The organism is Biostraticola tofi, assembly GCF_004343195.1.
GTDB classification, from domain to species: domain Bacteria; phylum Pseudomonadota; class Gammaproteobacteria; order Enterobacterales; family Enterobacteriaceae; genus Biostraticola; species Biostraticola tofi.
In genome coordinates this window covers 211,119-228,301 of the sequence record NZ_SMCR01000006.1, presented here as the reverse complement: position 1 = coordinate 228,301, position 17,183 = coordinate 211,119, and the positions used below count along the sequence as shown (strand labels likewise).

Below are 17,183 nucleotides of genomic sequence, written 5' to 3'. Positions count from 1 at the left end.
TTGCAGTCGATCTGGTCGCCGATGTTGGCTCAGCTCCATAAGCCTTAATGCGTTATAGCCGCGCCAAAAAGAGTCAGGCGTTGCCTATCTGAAATGAGGGATACCCCCTTCGTGCCGATAACTCCTTTTAACATTTCTACTGGAAATACCGCTTCTCAAGCTGCTGATTTAAGGGCGGTTCCTGCGTTGCATGCCGACGCTCATAAGCCGCCCGTACTGGCCACTGAGCTGAGAGCCGCACATAACCGGCTTGAAGCAAATGCCGTCATTTTTAGCCGGCCCGTTGCTGGCCAAGCTGATAACAGCGCGGATAACCAAGCCGGTCATTGGCGCTATTGGCTGTCCTGGTTGTCGCCCGCACGCGTGCAACAAGACGTTGAACTCACCCATCTGCTGGCTCGCGGTAAGATTTTATATCAACAGGGTGCGAGGAGGGCCTTCTTGCTTCATCAGCATGAGGCGCCGCTAATACCTTCCCTGTCTCCCATATCCGGCACCGGACATTTATCAGCAGTAGCAGCGGTGCTCGCCAGTGTCGGGGTAGGACTGGGTGGTTTTCTCGGCAGCTTCGGGCCAAATTATGGCGTTAACGGCTACGCACAGCGCCATGCCGGACGCTATAGTGGCAATGACCAGAAGCTGGCTGTCTGGGGACCGGATGCGTTATCGCTGATTCATGATCCCTCCGGTGCCAGGGATTTCAAGCAGCAGCCGCGGCCCAAGCGGCAAGTGTCAGGCCCGCAGTCAACCCCAATGCCTGACAACCTGTCTGCTAAGTCAGCAAGCCAGACGCACAGGAGGTGCTACCAGTATGCCGGCAGGGGCCGCGCGAGCTATCGAAAAGAAGTGATTTGCCCGGTGGACCAGAACAGCCTGCGTGGGCAAGGGGAAAAAACGCAGGCTGCCGCGGTTGAATACTACTACACACAGCGACAACCGGCCCATTGCCTAACCCAAAGCGTGACCAATCGGTGTCAGATTGCCCATAACGCATTCAGAAAAAAAAATACCCACCAGACATCGACCAAAATGATATTGAAAATAGGTAAAAGCTCGTGTCTGTGTCCGCCCCCTGATGGGGCGCGGGTCATGATTATACCACCACCGTATATCCGTCATAGCCAGCAACAGATAAATCCCACAGGCACCCCATTAAACAGCAGGAGCATAACGCTTGCCACGCCAACCGCTCTGCCTCCCGGCAGCGACAGCAGTGTTCAGCCGGTAAAATCGCTGACCGGGCAGTTACCTGAGAAGGCTATTGCCCATGGTGGCTGGCTTATCAATAAACGGTTTCATTTGGCTCCCAAGGCTGACGGTGTGCTCGCCGGGCCATTGAAAAATAACCCAATGCACTCGGTTGCTGAAGAAGTGAAAATAGAGCAACTGTATGATTTTTCATGCCTTGATCAGCGAAATAATATGACATTGGCCGATATCATTCGTCAGGTAGGCCGGACGCTCAGCAACCCGGTAAAGCAAGTGGGAATAGAATCACAGATAATCCACCATCATCAGACACTGCAAAAGGGCTGCCCAGTCGGCCTCGTAAGGCAGCATTTGTCGGAAATACTGGGGAAAGCCGATGGCATACTGGTCCAGGTGCTGGGTGTGCTGCCAAACTCTCAGCCTCTGGCTGCGCTGCAGCTGATTGTTGGCCCGGCATTAGAGCTGCTGTCTGATGGACTGGACGGAAAATCTATCGATTGGCAGCAGGTAGAAAACATTGATCAGCAATTGATGTTTATGGCCAAGCAGATGATTCCCACGTTTACTGCTGAAGAATTCGACTTATTATATAATACAGCTAAAAAAGAAGATGTTTTAACACAGCCTGAACATGTCGACAGTGCAATATTCTCCAGAAGAAAGTTTATCATTAAAGCAAAAAACCTTTTCCTCGATCTGCAAGGAAAGGAATATAGATTACATAATGATGTAAATGAAAATCCTTATGTTATAGATGACGGGTTAGATAAAATGGTTGCTTATAATAATGTCAACTATGGATGGATGTTTGCCGGTCCCGACGTCATAGCAAATCGAGGGAAAGCGGAACAGATATTAAAACACCAGTATGGCACGCCGCTCTTGGTCCTTTTTAAGAGTAATCGATACGATATCCGAAAAGATGATTCAGATAGTCGACTTCTCTATTTTGAGAAAGACAGTGGTGAGTCATTTAAGGCAGTAAACATGGATGGGTATATTATTCCTGTCATGCAATTTCATTCGGGTCCTTATAAAAATCAGTTGCTCATTCTGACGGCTTCTGGTAAGGGACTAAAAAAGAAATTGCTATTGCCTACCGAAACAGGTTGGATATTTGAGCCTGAATCGGCAAAAACGGATACACATTTAGATATATTTCTAAATGCCAGCATTGATGAAATTATCTCTTCTGTGGAAGAGGTTTTGTCAGCCATCAATGAGGATGGATTATGTTATGATGCCCAGGGAAAGGCTTATCTCAAATTTAGAAACAGTTATCATCGACTGCACTGGATCGTAAATAATAAATATGTGCTGGATAATTTTTCGGATATCTACATTGAGAAAAATAGTGATTATTTTTCATTGCGTATGTCTTCGGAAGTCGTGTTCATCCATGATGTTATTGATACGATGGAACTGTCGATTGATGGCTCATCAACCCTTTTTTTAGAAAGCGAAGCATATCAGTATCTGATATCTCAAGCTACATGTTCCGACACCGCATTGTTAAACCGAATTGGCCCAGCTGTTTTTAGTACTGCGTCGCATAAGAAGGTCATTTCCGTGCAGGGCAAAACCTATGAGATTGCCGATGATACGCAAGAAACGTTGACAGTAAGGGGGGATCCTCTCAAGTGTCATCAACCGGAAATGAAATTATTTCTGAATAAAGATGTTTATTACAAAGTGAGAGATGATTATCAATACGATCCTGAGAATTACTGCAAGATTACAGGCTGCGAATCAAGACGATCGGTTGATCCTCCGGCCTCACGTTGTCGGCCGATCTTGATGACCAAAACGCTGGATTTTCTTTTCAAGAAAAACATCGAAAGGGGTTTGGTCAGTAATAAAACCATATTAGATAAGTCCATAACTTACTATAATGATGATTTGTTTCCACACTTGTATATTTCTTCAGATACGGGGAAGTTGTATTTTCTTCATGATGGCCATTACTTGCATGCGGAGTGGCTGGGCATAAACGATAAACGAAATCCTCTGAGTATGCCGGTACTGCGCATATTCAGTAAAAGTTATATTTTACGAATTAAAGAAGAAATAGCGTTAGTGGTTTGTGAAAAAAAACAATTAAGATTAGAAATAAAAACAGTAGATGATTTTCTGTCTGAGAAACTGCATGTCAAAAATGAGTTCAGTAAAAAACTGATCACCATGATCAAATACCGTTATATTTCCAACTTTAGAGCTTTATCCAGCGCAGTCAGTCAGGCGACTTTATCCAATATTTTTTACTCGAAAAAATTGGTGGTAGACTTTACCCCTGTAATACCTGAAGATAGCCTATACTCATTGGTCGTTAATCACCTTTATCCAGAAACAATTACCCAAAGTCCCGCCAAAGAGGTGCGAATATTCAAGCTAAATATGATTAACGATTATCACCCATTTTATATTCGTAAAGGCGCTGAACAGATTTATGACAATATAAAATTGCTAAGAGAGAATATTATACCCGAAACGATTAACGGGCTAAATAAAATTAATCCTGATTACCTACTCTATTTGTCCACTGTACTTGAAACCGGCAATATCCAATTTCTTGCCCAGTTCTCAGCGGCATTATGTAAGCGTTTGAAAAAAATCAGCGACAACCTGAATCCCGAATATATCTATTTTACGGATGTGTTTAAACTGCCGCTGACAGACCATATATCGGCAGACCAGCGGGAAGTCCTTTATTATCAACCGGTTCTCACTCCTCAAGAAAGAAGCACCGGTAACGTGGCGCTGGCCCTTACCGATCGCAGTAAAAAGATTTTTATCAATCTTGATAAGTTATATTTTGCCGACCCCACTCATCCTGATGTCACCTTACGACAAGTACCCGCTACAGATATTATTACAACCCTGATTCATGAGGCATCCCATATTGGTGGTATGACAACCGATATTGTCTATTTTCCCAGAAAGTTTGGTGATATCGTGCCGGTGCTGAGTTCTATCGAAGATATGCTGGAAAAAATTGGCAGTGGTAGAATTATCAATAAACATGATTTCACCCGACTCAACGAGGACTATTTCAGCAGCCTATCGGTCTATCGTGATTTAAAACATATGATTAAAGACAATGATCAATTCGAATATATTGCCTCGCACGACCCCGGCTATCTGGCTCACCTGTTGCTGAATACGGCAGATGGCTTGGCAGTATTGACCAGAGATCTTTATAATAATATGGGCGCAAAGATAAAAACAGCTGTCATGGAGACGGGCGGATAACAGGCCATTGATGACGCTATCGGGATAATCCAGTCTGGCATCAGGTATCGGAAGTGATTGTAGTATTGATACTGATACTGATACTGATACTGATACTGATACTGATACTGATACTGATACTGATACTGATACTGATACTGATACTGCCGCTGTCACTACTACGTATACAACCACTGCGTGGGCGATGAACTGGCTGGCACCAGTGAATCAATGCGCACACCCGAGGTTAACCCTTACTGGCGAATGACAGCTGCTTGCTCGTTTTGACACCATGACGATGTCTCCATGAGCAAAGCATATGGGATATTATCTCTTTAAGACTGGTGCTAATTATACTGACATCTCAACAGGTAATGATGTGAGATACAGCACTGTGCAAACGCAAATTCCGCTATTCCCGGCTCAAAGACACCGCTCTGATGATAGGGGTGCCAATTGCTCTGGTTTTTCCCATCGCCATATGCTATCGGCTGGGCAGCCCACGCTGCCTGTGTCGGTGAAAAATAATGATCTGAAACTGACGCACAGCGGTTATGGCGCGACCGGCACCCATGGCACGCGACCGGCTAAACCCCAGTATGCTGAACGGTTAGCCGTTTTGCCATGGCAGGTTAATCATTCGTCTACAGAAGACCGTCAGCTGAATGAGATATTAGCGGCAGGCAAGCAGTTATATCAGGCTGCGCAGCGGGTGCGCTGCCGCGTTCAGCGGCAAGAAGCGCTGCCTATGGTCCAGAAACAGCTGTATTCGCGAGGACTTGGCTGGTGTGTCGTCATGGTCTTTAGTGTGGTCGCGCATTGGGCAAGATATTGTCTTGCAGGTCGTGATATGTGCCCATGTTCACTGGTTGACAACGGTGCTGATTTACTATGGCATCAGGCGCAAGACAACCAAGAACAAACTCAGGTTTACCAAAGTCCTCAAGTGCCTCGCCGCAGTCATGCTTTTCATCAACGTCGGTACAGCCGGCACATTGATTTTCCAAAAGCGACATCCATCCCCAAAAAGCGGTCCGCTGGCGTAACGAAAAGATCGCTGAAAAAATGCTATACCTATTTTGGTAAGGGGCGGGGAGGTTATCAACGGGAAATCCCCTGCGCACAGCCAGAGGAATATCACCAAAAAGTGAGCAGGCAGTCTTTACGGGTTCCGTGGCGCTATAGCTATACCGGCGTTCAACCGGAGAAATGCTTAACGGACCGTATTAAAGAACGTTGCAAAATAGCCCATGCAGACGTTAAAAAAAGTCATAAAGATACAATAGCGACACAAATGGTACTGAAGATTGACAGCTTTACCTGCCTGTGCCCCCCCCCTGAAGGGGCCAGGGTAACCATTGTTCCACCTCACCCCCTACAGCCCTCACTGGATAAAACACACACAAAACCTTCGACACGCCATCTATTTGCCTCTGTCATAACCGCTGCCCCAGGAACTCATGACGCAACGGCGCAGCCGTTAATGCCGATCACCGGCATGGCAGCGGGAAAGACCCCGGCAGAAAATATTTGGCCGGGGGTAAGGAAAAAACTCATTTTTTCCCCCCGCTTTGATGTTGGCTATCAGCCAAGGCTCTCTATTGCACGCAATATTTCGCCTACTGATGATGTCAAAATTGAGAAAATGTACGACTTTTCATGCATAGATGAGCGAAGTGATATGTCCTCAATTGATATCGTCAGGCAGATAGGGCGAACGCTGAGCAATCCACTCAAACAGTTAGGAACAGAATCACAGATAATCCATCATCATAATATTCAGGGCAGGGGTTGCCCGCCCCATCGACAGAGTCAGAATCTGGCCGATATGTTAGACAAGGCCGGTTCAATTCTGGTTCAGGTTTTGACTTTACTTCCTCACTCTCAGCCCCTGGCGGTCCTTCAGTTGATCGTCGGTCCGGCACTGGAAGTCTTTTCAGATGGGCTAGAGGGTAAGCCGTTGGATTTGCAGAAGATCGAAGGCATTGACCAGCAGATAATGTTTATGACCAAGCAGATAATAAAGACCTATTCAGCCGATGAAATTTCAATATTATATGATAAGAGTAAAGCCGATAAAGACATAACTGGACCCCTATCCCGGTCATTTAATAATAGAAAATTCAGCTATAAAGACAAAAGAATTGGCATCAACGTCAAAGGGAACGAATATCCCTTACAAAAAGATATCAATGGCAATCCCTTCGTCTTGCAAGGTGGAACTGAACAGATAGTTTTTTTTAATACCAGATCTGGGGTCTGGGATTTTGCCGGCCCCAAGGTAAAAGATAGTCGAAGTATTACTGAACAAGAAATAAAAAAAATATATGGCAAGCCGTTGGGGGAATTTCTTGAAAATAGTAAATATGATCTTATTATAGATGAATCTGATAGTCAAATTCTTATATTTTCAAAAGCGTCTGGAGAGTCATTCAAAGCGGTTATGATGGAGGGTTTCATCGTTCCGGTTGAGCAAATTAAGGCCGGCCCTAATGGTAATAAGAAGCTTACTCTAACGGCGGCCAAAGATTCTGCCAGAAGGAAAGTGTTATTACTGAGAGAATCTGGCTGGATGTTTGAAGAAGAGTCTGCCAAGGTAGATGATAACCTAGCGATAATATTGAATATAAAAAGAGATGAAATAACATATTCTGCCGATAAAGTGTTATCCGTTATCCAGGATGATGGGTTATGCTATGATGCACAGGGCCATAGTTATTTAAAATTTAAAGATAGGTATCATGCCATTCATTGGATTGCCAATGACAAATATGTGTTAGATAGCAGTGTTGATACCTTTATTGAACAAAAGGATAACTCATTCACCTTAGTAAGTGCCTATGACGTTATATTCAGCCAGCAAACGGTTTCGGTGGGGGTTGAATCTCTCGAATCTGTATCCCACTTGGCAATAGAGAGTGAAGCCTATCAGTATCTGACATCACAAGGTAAGCGCATCGACACTATCCCCGTGGCGCAAATTGGCCCGGGAATATATATAGATGCTGTGCATAGAAAAATATTTTCGGCCAATGGGCTATTTTTTGAAGTTTCTCACTACGACGGCAACGGCCTTGATATTGAATGTGACCAGTTTGAGGCAAATCAGCCGGCAATCAGTCTATATTTGCTCAATGACGTCTTTTATAGAGTTCGTGATAATTATGAATACAGTCCGGAAAACTACAGTGAAATAGTGAATTGCCACAATCGCCGTGCGGTTGAATCATCAAGCACAGGCTGTATCCCCATATTTATGACAAAAGAGTTAGACTCGCTGTTCAAAAAAAATATTGCAAGGAATGTTATCAGCAGGAAAAATATTTTGAATAAATCCGTTATATCTTATGATGATAATAAGTTTCCTCAATTGTATATTTCTACAGAAACTGGGAATCTGTATTTTCTTCATGATGGTCACTATTTCAATGCTGAGTGGGTATCTGAAGGAGATAGAAATAACCCACTGGGCATCCCGGTGCTTCGGCTATTCATAAAAAACTTTGCTTTCAGGCTTAAAAAAGAAATCGCGCTGATCGTCTCTGAAAAAAATCAACTAAAGTTCGAGATAAAAACAGTTAGGGATTATCTTTCAGAAAAACTGCACATCAAAAATGAATTTTCCAAGAAGCTTATATTTATGCTAAAATATAAGCATGTTTCTGATTTTAAGACAATTTCTAGTGCCGTAAATGAAGTTATTCTTTCAAAGAAGTTTTATTTAAGTAAAATGACGCGATTTTATTCACCCGAAATTTCAGAATCCCAAATTCATTCATTAGTGGTGAATAAACTTTATCCAAATAGCGTGATCAATGCCGCTTCTAACAGGGTGGTATTCTTTAAACTGAATATGATAAACGAACATCACCCCCTCTATTTAAGGAAGGGATCTCAGGAGATTGATGAGTATATTAATTTCATCAAAGATAATATCATACCTGAGACTATCTATAACCTCGAAAACATCAATGCCGATTACGAAACTTACCTTTCTAGTATCCTGAAAACCAATAATATTGATTTTCTGGTTCAGTTCGCTTCGGCGTTACGTAAGCGGTTAATCACAATCACTAACAATCTTAATGCCGATTCCATCTATCTCACTGATTTGATCAAAAATCCTATAGCGGGATATCATTCTCCAGCGCATAAAGAGGTACTCTACTATGAACCGATACTCACTCCAGAACAGAGGGGCCGCGGGAATGTGGCGATTGCGCTTACCGATCGCAGCAAAAGAATATTTATCAATCTCGATAAACTTTACTATGTCGATCCCACCCATCCGGATGTCACGCTGCGTAAAAAGACCGCCACCGATGTGATAACGACTTTATTGCATGAGGCATCCCACATTGGTGGAATAACCACAGATATCGTCTACTTCCCAAGAGAAAACGGAGAGATAATTCCTGTTCTAAGTTCAATCGATGATATGGTTCAAAAAATCGCAGAGGGGCGAATTATCAACAAGCAGGATTTCAATAAACTAAACCAAGATTATTTTACCAGCATATCGGTATACAGATCGTTAAAGAAAAGTGTTTTTGAAAACGCGCAGCTTGCCTATATTGCTGAGAATGACCCGGGATATCTGGCTCATCTGCTCCTTAATACAGCGGATGGGATAGCTCAAATAACCAGAGATCTCTACAAATTAGCGTTCACCCGGCAAATGATAAATATTGAGATCTCGCGCTGATATTCCTGCTTGCATACACTGAAGTTCCGTATAGCTTCGGACTAAAGCCCTTTATGCTATTGGGCCAGTTTTTCAGTAAAGGCAAAATTCCTATGGGCAAGGCAAAGCAAGTGGGGCAATATGCATTATCAAGGTGAGGCGGGGCAATATGTATTATCAATGTGAGGCGGGGCAATATGCATTATGTGGGCCTAGCAATATCAGCGCGGTAGATGTCAATATTAATGTCAGTTTCAGCTTGTTGGCAACTGGACACTCAATGTCCTCTGCAACTTCACTCAGGCTGCTGGCTGTGGCAAAATCCATGCATCGACACTTTTGCTGGCCCCGGCATTGCCTGGAGGTTTGCTGATAGCTGCCGCCAAGTGTCTCTCTCGATTTTCTCCCTTTGGCATAAGGGGACTGTTTACTCTTACCAAGGAATTATCATGTTTAATGCAATCGTTATCGAAAAAGACGCTGAGGGTTACCGGTCAGGCCTTCGTCAAATAAATGAAGCCGAGCTTCCTGACGGAAATGTCACCGTGAAGGTGGACTATTCGACGCTTAATTACAAAGACGGGTTGGCCATTACCGGTAAAGGGCCGGTGGTACGCACCTTTCCCATGATCCCGGGTATCGACCTGGCCGGAACGGTGGAGCACAGCGATCATCCCGCCTTCAGGACCGGCGATCGCGTGATTCTTAATGGCTGGGGAGTAGGGGAAAAACACTGGGGAGGGTTGGCACAGAAAACCCGACTTAATGGCGACTGGCTGATTAAACTGCCTGATGAGCTTACTGCACGCCAGGCTATGGCTATCGGTACTGCCGGCTACACCGCCATGTTGTCGGTTATTGCACTGGAAAAAAATGGCGTTACGCCGGGGCAAGGTCCGATACTGGTCACCGGCGCCAATGGTGGGGTGGGTCATTTCGCCATCGCTTTTCTGTCGCGCCTCGGCTATCAGGTGGTCGCCTCTACCGGCCGGCTGGAAGAAGCCTCTCATCTGCGCCAGCTGGGGGCGGCAGAGGTGATTGACCGCCACAGCCTGTCTGAACCCGGACGGCCGCTTGGCAAGGAACAGTGGGCCGCCGCCGTCGATACCATCGGCAGCCATACCCTGGCCAATGTCTGCGCCGGTATTCAGTACGGCGGCACCGTTGCCGCCTGCGGATTGGCTCAGGGCATGGATTTTCCAGCAAGTGTCGCCCCCTTTATCCTGCGCGGTATTACGCTGGCAGGCATTGACAGCGTGATGCGTCCCATTGTCGACCGCGTTGAAGCCTGGCGCCGTATCGAGCCCCTTATCGATGACCCGCTGCTGGACAGCATCAGTCGGGAAATTGGCTTGGGGGAGGTGATAGTCACCGCCGAGGCGCTGATAAAAGGTCACATACGCGGCCGCATCATTGTCGATGTCAACCGGACGTAATGGATGAAAAGATAACCGTCGGCTCTACCTGATGCAGGTCTGATTCTACGGTATTAATGATCATCCTCTTCAAGACTCATTATCTCAGGCCACGCAGATCCGATCTCGTCCCGCATGCTTGGCCTGATATAAGGCCATATCGGCCCGGGTAATCATTTTGGACGGCGTCTCCCATTGTGTCCCCGGCAAGCCGACGAACACCCCAATGCTCATTGTAAGTCTTCCTCCAGGGCTGGCTTGATGGGGGATGGCCAACTGAGCGACCTCCGCCATTGCCCGCTCGGCAACGACCATCGCGCCTTCAGCATCGGTATTGGGCAGCAGGATGATGAATTCCTCACCACCATAGCGGGCCACCACGTCACGCAGCCGTAAGGGAACGCTGCCCAGGGCTTTGCCAACTCGTCGCAGGCATTCATCGCCGGCGACATGGCCATAGATATCGTTAAACTGCTTAAAGAAGTCGATATCTATCAAAATGAGTCCTAATGGGCAGGATTCCTGTGCGCCGCGCGTAAATTCGCTCAACAGCTGCAGATCAAAGTGCCTGCGATTATACAGTCCGGTCAGGCTGTCTCGCCTGGCCATCTGCTCAAGGGTTGCATTGGTTTTGCGTAATTCACTCTGGGTTAATCGCAGCGTTTCCTCTACCTGCATACGGGCGCGCACCTGGCGGGTGAGCACGACCCCCAACAGGCCGATTACCGTCAGAATAATCAGCACCATGGCAATATGGCTCAGCGCATCCCGCTTCCAGTCGATAAATGCCTGATCCAACGATAATCCCGCCGTCACGACGACAGGAAATGAAGGCAGGTGGACGTAGCTGTATACTTTTTCTTCTTTTTCGCTGCTCATGCTGGTGGTCACTATGCCTGAGGACCGGGACCGGATATTGTTTTTATACAAGGGCGTATTGGAAATGTTGGTGCCTATCAGTTTTTCATTATAGGGCTGGTGATAGAGGACAGTTCCGTTGTTAAGCATCATCATCAATGTTGAGTCATCACTGATAACAAACCGGGTATAAAAATTTTTAAAGTAATCGATAACCACGCTTTCAAGCAAAACCCCGGCAAAACGACCGTCAGGGTGCTCTACGCGTAGCGATATCGGCAGTATTAATTCGCCGGTAATCCTGCTGCGGATCACTTTACCGATATGAATAGCCGTGCTGGTATTGTCTCGATGATACAGGTAATACTCCCGGTCAGCATAATCGGTGTTGGCCGGCAGATTTTGATTGGCAGTGACGATCATTTTGCCCGCGGCGTCGTACAAAGATAGGCTGTGTATCTGGGGCTGTTCGCTGGTTTTTTGTCTGAATACCTGTTGCAGCACAGCCAGTCCGGCAGGATCGGTGGGTGATGTTTCAACCAATGCGACAAGTTCAGTCAATATCGCCTCTGATTGTACAAAGGTATCATTGGCATGCTGGCTCAGCGCCTGAGTCAGGTTCTGGGTATTTATCTGAGAGCGGGTCACGGCAAGGTTATAGGAGTGCCACAAATACCAGCCGGTCAGTGTTATCAGGGTAAATGCGATAACCAGTGCTGAGGCTCCCATCTGAAACAGCAGGTTTAATTGGCGCCGCTGTCCCCGGCCAGGGCCGTTGGCGGCAGAAATTGGGTGCTGGCGGGACCGTGAGGTGTTCATCAGCTAAGCGGCATAGTGGCGTTGACCCCTTGATCCCTGAGGGCGGTGTATAATAAGACCCAACTTAAGGTTAAGTATTGTGTCATTACCCGGGTTAGTCAACGTTACACCCTAAAGCGGTGCCAAATGAGGTGATGATGCATCAATCAGCGGTACAGACAAAAAACGGCGAGTAAAGAAAGCTTATCAGTAAGGCGCGGTCGTCAAGCACTCTGAAGCTTGGCATGTAGGTCGTCCCCATTGGTAGAAACACCATTTTAGCGATGTCATCAGGCACGGTATCTTCTTCTGAACGGGTCTCCCGAGTAATTTCCATTTCATAGAGGCCGTAGTTATCTATACGAGAGTAGGTGAAATACTTATTTCGCCGCAACTCATAGTATTTATCATCCAGCGTCAATGTGCCGCTGAGGGCATAAAAACCTTCGTTCTGGCTGGTAAAAAGCATTTTAACTTCGGCAAAATAATTGATTGACCCTTTGGGTACATGGGCTTTTAACACCATGATACCAGAGCAGTGACGTCCGTTGAGACTGGTTTTTTCATAGTTAAGGAAAAAAAAAGTCCCGGAAACCAGACAAAGAAACAGGATTATCATCGCTTTGATCATCAGACCGTCCAGTTATAAAGGAAATAATTTAGACACCGAGTAAGATCACCATTCCGATCTTTCTGGCATTTAGCCATGAAGATGCGAATGTTAATATTATCCTGAACCCATTTATCAGCTGCCTGCGTTTTTGAAAACAGCAACGCCGAGTTGGGCTGGCATCGATCAATGTTATCTTTCATCACCGCGCGTACATCATTTGTCAAATCGTCCCGTTCGTCATCATCTACCGGACGGAGGGTATACACTTCACAGCTGTCAATTTTGCCGAAGTAATAGGTTGGTTGATTATTATTTTGGTAGCTATAGATATAAATTATTATCGCTGCAAAAATAGCCAGCAGCAGCATGACAATATAGGGTATAAGACGAGTACTCTGCTGCAGGCTGAGTGAACCAGATGCTGACCCGGACGGACCGGTGAAGCTGTCAGTCAAATGAACCTTATCCACCGGGCGTGACAGTTCCGCTTCAAGTGCGGTAATACGCAGTTTGTCGCTGAGTTTAAGTCCGCGTTTCGGGACGGTAATAATGACGCTTGAGCCAAGGCCTACATTGGATAAGGCTTTTCTTATCAGGCTGACCTGCTGGTTAAGGTTGCCATTGGAGGGCTGAAGTCCATTAATCGTCCATACCTGTTCGAAAAAATGATCGCGGGTGACAACCTGCCCGTTGCCATGATGAAGGATCAGCTGTTCCAGCACTTTGCCGGCTGAGTTGGATAACTTTATGCAGTTGGGTTCACTGTCTTCAGAACAAAGCGTGAATTCTGCAGTATCGAACACCACGGTTTCATTGACTAAATATTTCATCTTCTTCTCCATATCAACCCGCAGCTCAGGCCAATATAAATCACCTTTTCTTAATGGTTATAATGGGTAAGTGCAATGAATATATCCGTCAACAAAAAAGTCGTCAGTCGACATTAAAAATAATCAACCTGTTTGATACGGGGTGACCAGTGAAGCTATATCTCATTAGTTATCATTATATAGCTGTTGCCCAAATAAAATCGATGCTTTGTGAATAGAACTGATAAAAAAGATTTTAAAGCATAATTTTAACTAAAAAAGAGTTTTTTATACTGTGATACTGGCGAAATCAACTTTTCAGTTTTCTTGCCATCAGGTCTTTGTTGTTGTATTTACTGTATTATTTCTAGTGATGTTTTCGTGCTTACTATTGTGTACGATATTTTATGCTGTTTGTGTGCACAGGCCAATCTGCTTCACTTTTGTCCCTCAGGGAAAATATCGAGCGATATCGTTTGGTAGGTAGCTATCTAATTGCCGATTATAAACAAAGAATAAATTATTTAATAAATGATGTAAGTGGTGTGAAATATGATATCGGGCATATTATCCCTTTGTTGAACCGAATGAATCACACTGCAGTTTAATGGTTCCCTTCTATGGTGTATTTTCTTAATTTTTCTCTAACGCTCGGCTGTTTCTATCACGTACAATTGTGTTTTAGTTTCCTGATAGTGAAAAGGCATTGCTTATTTATATCAGCAATAAATACTCCTGGCCTGCATGGTTAGCAGTATTTTCATTACTCCTATTGTATATCGCACCGGTGATATCCACCTCTCTGGTTGCGCATCATACGCGTGCGGCGTCATTGACTTATGAAGGCATATACAGTCAGGACCGAACGGAGAGTGAACGTGCAACAGGAAATGTTGGATCTGCCAAGCCGCTACTCGAAACTGACCCCGCCCCCCACACATTTAACAAAACGGTTTTCTACCATACTGCTACTGCTACTGCTACTGCTACTGCCGGCCAGCGGCCTCCGACTGGCAATACGGAGACCTCAGGCTTTGATGCCTCCCGGGTTGTCTATCGCGGCCAGGCGGGAACCTGTGCTCCAGAGCCTGCCTCCTGGCATGGTGGCGCCTGCGAATATTGTTCTCTGCTGCTTCATCTGCCTCTGATATTCGATCATGGGGAAACCCTAATTGCCACCCATCGAATCTCTTTACGGACAGCATATTATTACTCTCGCTGGCTTTTCCCACGTCATATTTTCCCTGAGCCGTTGCCGAGAGCCCCGCCACTGATAAGCCCGTAAATTGCTATCAACAATAAATAACGGTGCTCTTTTTATTCTGCAAGCCTCAGGCAAGGATGGATGACGCCTGAAGGTTATTCAAAATACGCTGTGTCTATTTACCCAGCAGGTTTGTTATAAGGAAATTAAATGTTGTTTCATACATTGGTGAGGCTACCGCTGCGGGCGGGATTTTCCATTGTCACGCTGCTTTCCCTCATGGTTTCAACATCAAGTCATGCGCAGGATTACCCGTCAGGTCAGATAACGGATAACACAGGACAAGGGGATGCTGCTGCGCTGTCCAAGGCTGATGTCATGATTGTCACGGCGCCAGGGGATTCCCCGCTAGTGACCGTCACTTCGCCCAAAATCCCTCGCCAGCCGGTGCCGGCCAGCGATGGGGCCGATTACCTGAAGACCATTCCGGGTTTCAGTCAGATACGTAACGGCGGCACCAATGGCGATCCGGTGCTGCGAGGAATGTTTGGATCACGATTACGCATTCTGACCGACGGCGCAGAAATGCCGGGCGCCTGTCCTTCCAGGATGGATGCGCCGACCTCCTATATTTCACCGGAGAGCTATGATTTGCTCACCGTCATCAAGGGACCGCAAACCGTGCTATGGGGGCCGGGGGCATCGGCTGGGGTGGTTCGCTTTGAGAGAGAGCGCCCTCACTTTGACCAACCGGATATTCACCTCAATGCCAGTGCCCAGGTGGGTTCCAATCGCCGCTTTGATCAAAACATCGACACGGTGATGGGCAGCGAAACGGGTTTTCTCAGATTGTCGGGCACTAAATCAACCGCAGCAGACTATCAGGATGGCGGCGGCAGGCGGGTTCCATCAAAGTGGAATAAATGGAACGGCGATCTGGCGCTGGGACTGACGCCGGACAGTGATACGCTGCTGGAACTGTCGATGGGCAAAGGGGATGGCGACGCTCGCTATGCCGGGCGTGGCATGGATGGCGCCCATTTCAAGCGTGACAGTATCGGACTGCGCTATGAAAAAAATAACATCGGTACGCTGTTTGAAAGCGTCGAAGCCCAGCTGTTCTATCGTTATGCCGATCATCAGATGGACAATATTGATCGCTCAGGTGCGGCGTCGCCGATGATGAGTGGATGCACTCATTGCGTTATATCCCGCCATGGGATGATGCCGATGGTCATGAACGTTGACCGACGAACGGTCGGCGGCAGGGCAGTGGCCAGCTGGCATTGGGATAACTATCAGTTGCAAAGCGGGATAGACACCCAGGTCAGCGTGCATCGTAAAATGGTGCAAAAAGCCTATCAAAAAGATGCCGCCTTTGGCCAGACCGGTTTATTCAGTGAACTTACCTGGTCTGAGGATGATTATCACAAAGTGGTCGGCGGCGTGCGCGCCGACTATCAGTCAGTGGATAACTTTCGCGCCACTCAATCACAACGGCGATCCGCAGTTTTGCCGGCCGGATTCATCCGTTATGAACATACCCTCGAGTCGATGCCGGTAATGCTGTATGCCGGGCTGGGGTATACCGAACGCTTTCCCGACTATTGGGAACTGTTCTCCCCAACCATGGGGCCCGGCAATGCCAGCGCCTTTGATGGGCTTAAAAGCGAAAAGACCCATCAGCTGGATATCGGCGCCAACTATGTGCAGGGCGGGATCAAGGGCTGGGTATCCGGCTGGGTGGCTCAGGTGGATGACTTCATAGTATTCCAATATGCGGCCGATGGATCTCGCGGCAGCCGTGCAGATAACGTCAATGCCGTTACCCTCGGTGGCGAAGCTGGCCTGGCATGGTCACTGAGCGAACAGTGGACTGCTGAAAGCAGCCTGGCCTATAGCTGGGGAAAAAATCGCCGCGATGGGCGTCCTCTGCCGCAAATGCCGCCGCTGGAAGCCCGCCTGGGACTGACGTGGGAAAAAGGCGATTGGAGCAGCACTGCGCTTTGGCGCCTGGTAAGCCAGCAGCAACGGATTGCGCTGCATGAGGGCAATGTGGTCGGCAAGGATTTCGACAGCTCTACCGGGTTTGGCATCCTATCGGCCAATCTTACCTGGAAGGCAACGCCGGATGTCAAATTCAGTGGGGGTATCGACAATATCTTCAACAAAGAATATCACGAGCACCTCAACCTGGCTGGCAACAGCAGTTTTGGCTATTCCGCCGGAATGCCGGTTAATGAGCCCGGCCGAACCTGGTGGGGAAGAGTCAGCGTCGCGTTCTAAGCATAGCGACAGGGTATCACTGAACACTAAAAACCGGTGAGCGTGTAGGCATTTATAAAGGCATCTGAAAAGATGCCTT

Annotated in this window: 8 protein-coding genes; 5 read left to right on the top strand and 3 right to left on the bottom strand. The window is 46.8% G+C overall.

Annotation, left to right across the window (positions count from 1 at the left end; genetic code table 11):
- Window positions 1-111 precede the first annotated feature (111 nt).
- The 3 genes from EDC52_RS13845 to acuI all read left to right on the top strand — a co-directional run bounded on the left by EDC52_RS13845 (window position 112) and on the right by acuI (window position 10,557).
- The gene (locus tag EDC52_RS13845) at window positions 112-4,458 is read left to right on the top strand and encodes a hypothetical protein (RefSeq protein WP_131865926.1); all 4,347 of its coding nucleotides are present in this window, start codon (window positions 112-114) and stop codon (window positions 4,456-4,458) included.
- A gap of 298 nt (window positions 4,459-4,756) precedes the next feature.
- Window positions 4,757-9,142, top strand: coding sequence for a hypothetical protein (locus EDC52_RS13835; RefSeq protein ID WP_131865925.1), 4,386 nt, complete (start codon window positions 4,757-4,759; stop codon window positions 9,140-9,142).
- Between the two features lie 428 nt (window positions 9,143-9,570).
- Window positions 9,571-10,557: an acrylyl-CoA reductase (NADPH) gene (gene acuI, locus EDC52_RS13830; protein ID WP_131865924.1), complete on the top strand. Its 987-nt coding sequence runs from the start codon at window positions 9,571-9,573 to the stop codon at window positions 10,555-10,557.
- 84 nt (window positions 10,558-10,641) lie between these two features.
- On the opposite strand, the gene EDC52_RS13825 is transcribed toward acuI, so the two are convergent.
- The 3 genes from EDC52_RS13825 to EDC52_RS13815 form a co-directional block, all read right to left on the bottom strand.
- The gene (locus EDC52_RS13825; RefSeq protein ID WP_131865923.1) at window positions 10,642-12,213 is read right to left on the bottom strand and encodes a sensor domain-containing diguanylate cyclase; all 1,572 of its coding nucleotides are present in this window, start codon (window positions 12,211-12,213) and stop codon (window positions 10,642-10,644) included.
- A 142-nt stretch (window positions 12,214-12,355) separates the two neighbouring features.
- Entirely contained in the window at window positions 12,356-12,823 is a 468-nt protein-coding gene (locus EDC52_RS13820) for a FidL-like protein (protein WP_131865922.1), read from the bottom strand.
- Window positions 12,823-13,635, bottom strand: coding sequence for a winged helix-turn-helix domain-containing protein (locus EDC52_RS13815; RefSeq protein ID WP_165911720.1), 813 nt, complete (start codon window positions 13,633-13,635; stop codon window positions 12,823-12,825). The genes EDC52_RS13820 and EDC52_RS13815 overlap by 1 nt, the downstream gene beginning before the upstream one ends.
- 685 nt (window positions 13,636-14,320) lie before the next feature.
- Here EDC52_RS13815 and EDC52_RS20455 point away from each other — a divergent pair.
- Together EDC52_RS20455 and EDC52_RS13805 are read left to right on the top strand one after the other, a co-directional pair.
- Window positions 14,321-14,899: a DUF2946 family protein gene (locus tag EDC52_RS20455; RefSeq protein ID WP_131865920.1), complete on the top strand. Its 579-nt coding sequence runs from the start codon at window positions 14,321-14,323 to the stop codon at window positions 14,897-14,899.
- A 129-nt stretch (window positions 14,900-15,028) separates the two neighbouring features.
- Complete coding sequence (locus EDC52_RS13805; protein ID WP_230468051.1) at window positions 15,029-17,104, top strand: TonB-dependent copper receptor; 2,076 nt, start codon at window positions 15,029-15,031, stop codon at window positions 17,102-17,104.
- Window positions 17,105-17,183 lie beyond the last annotated feature (79 nt).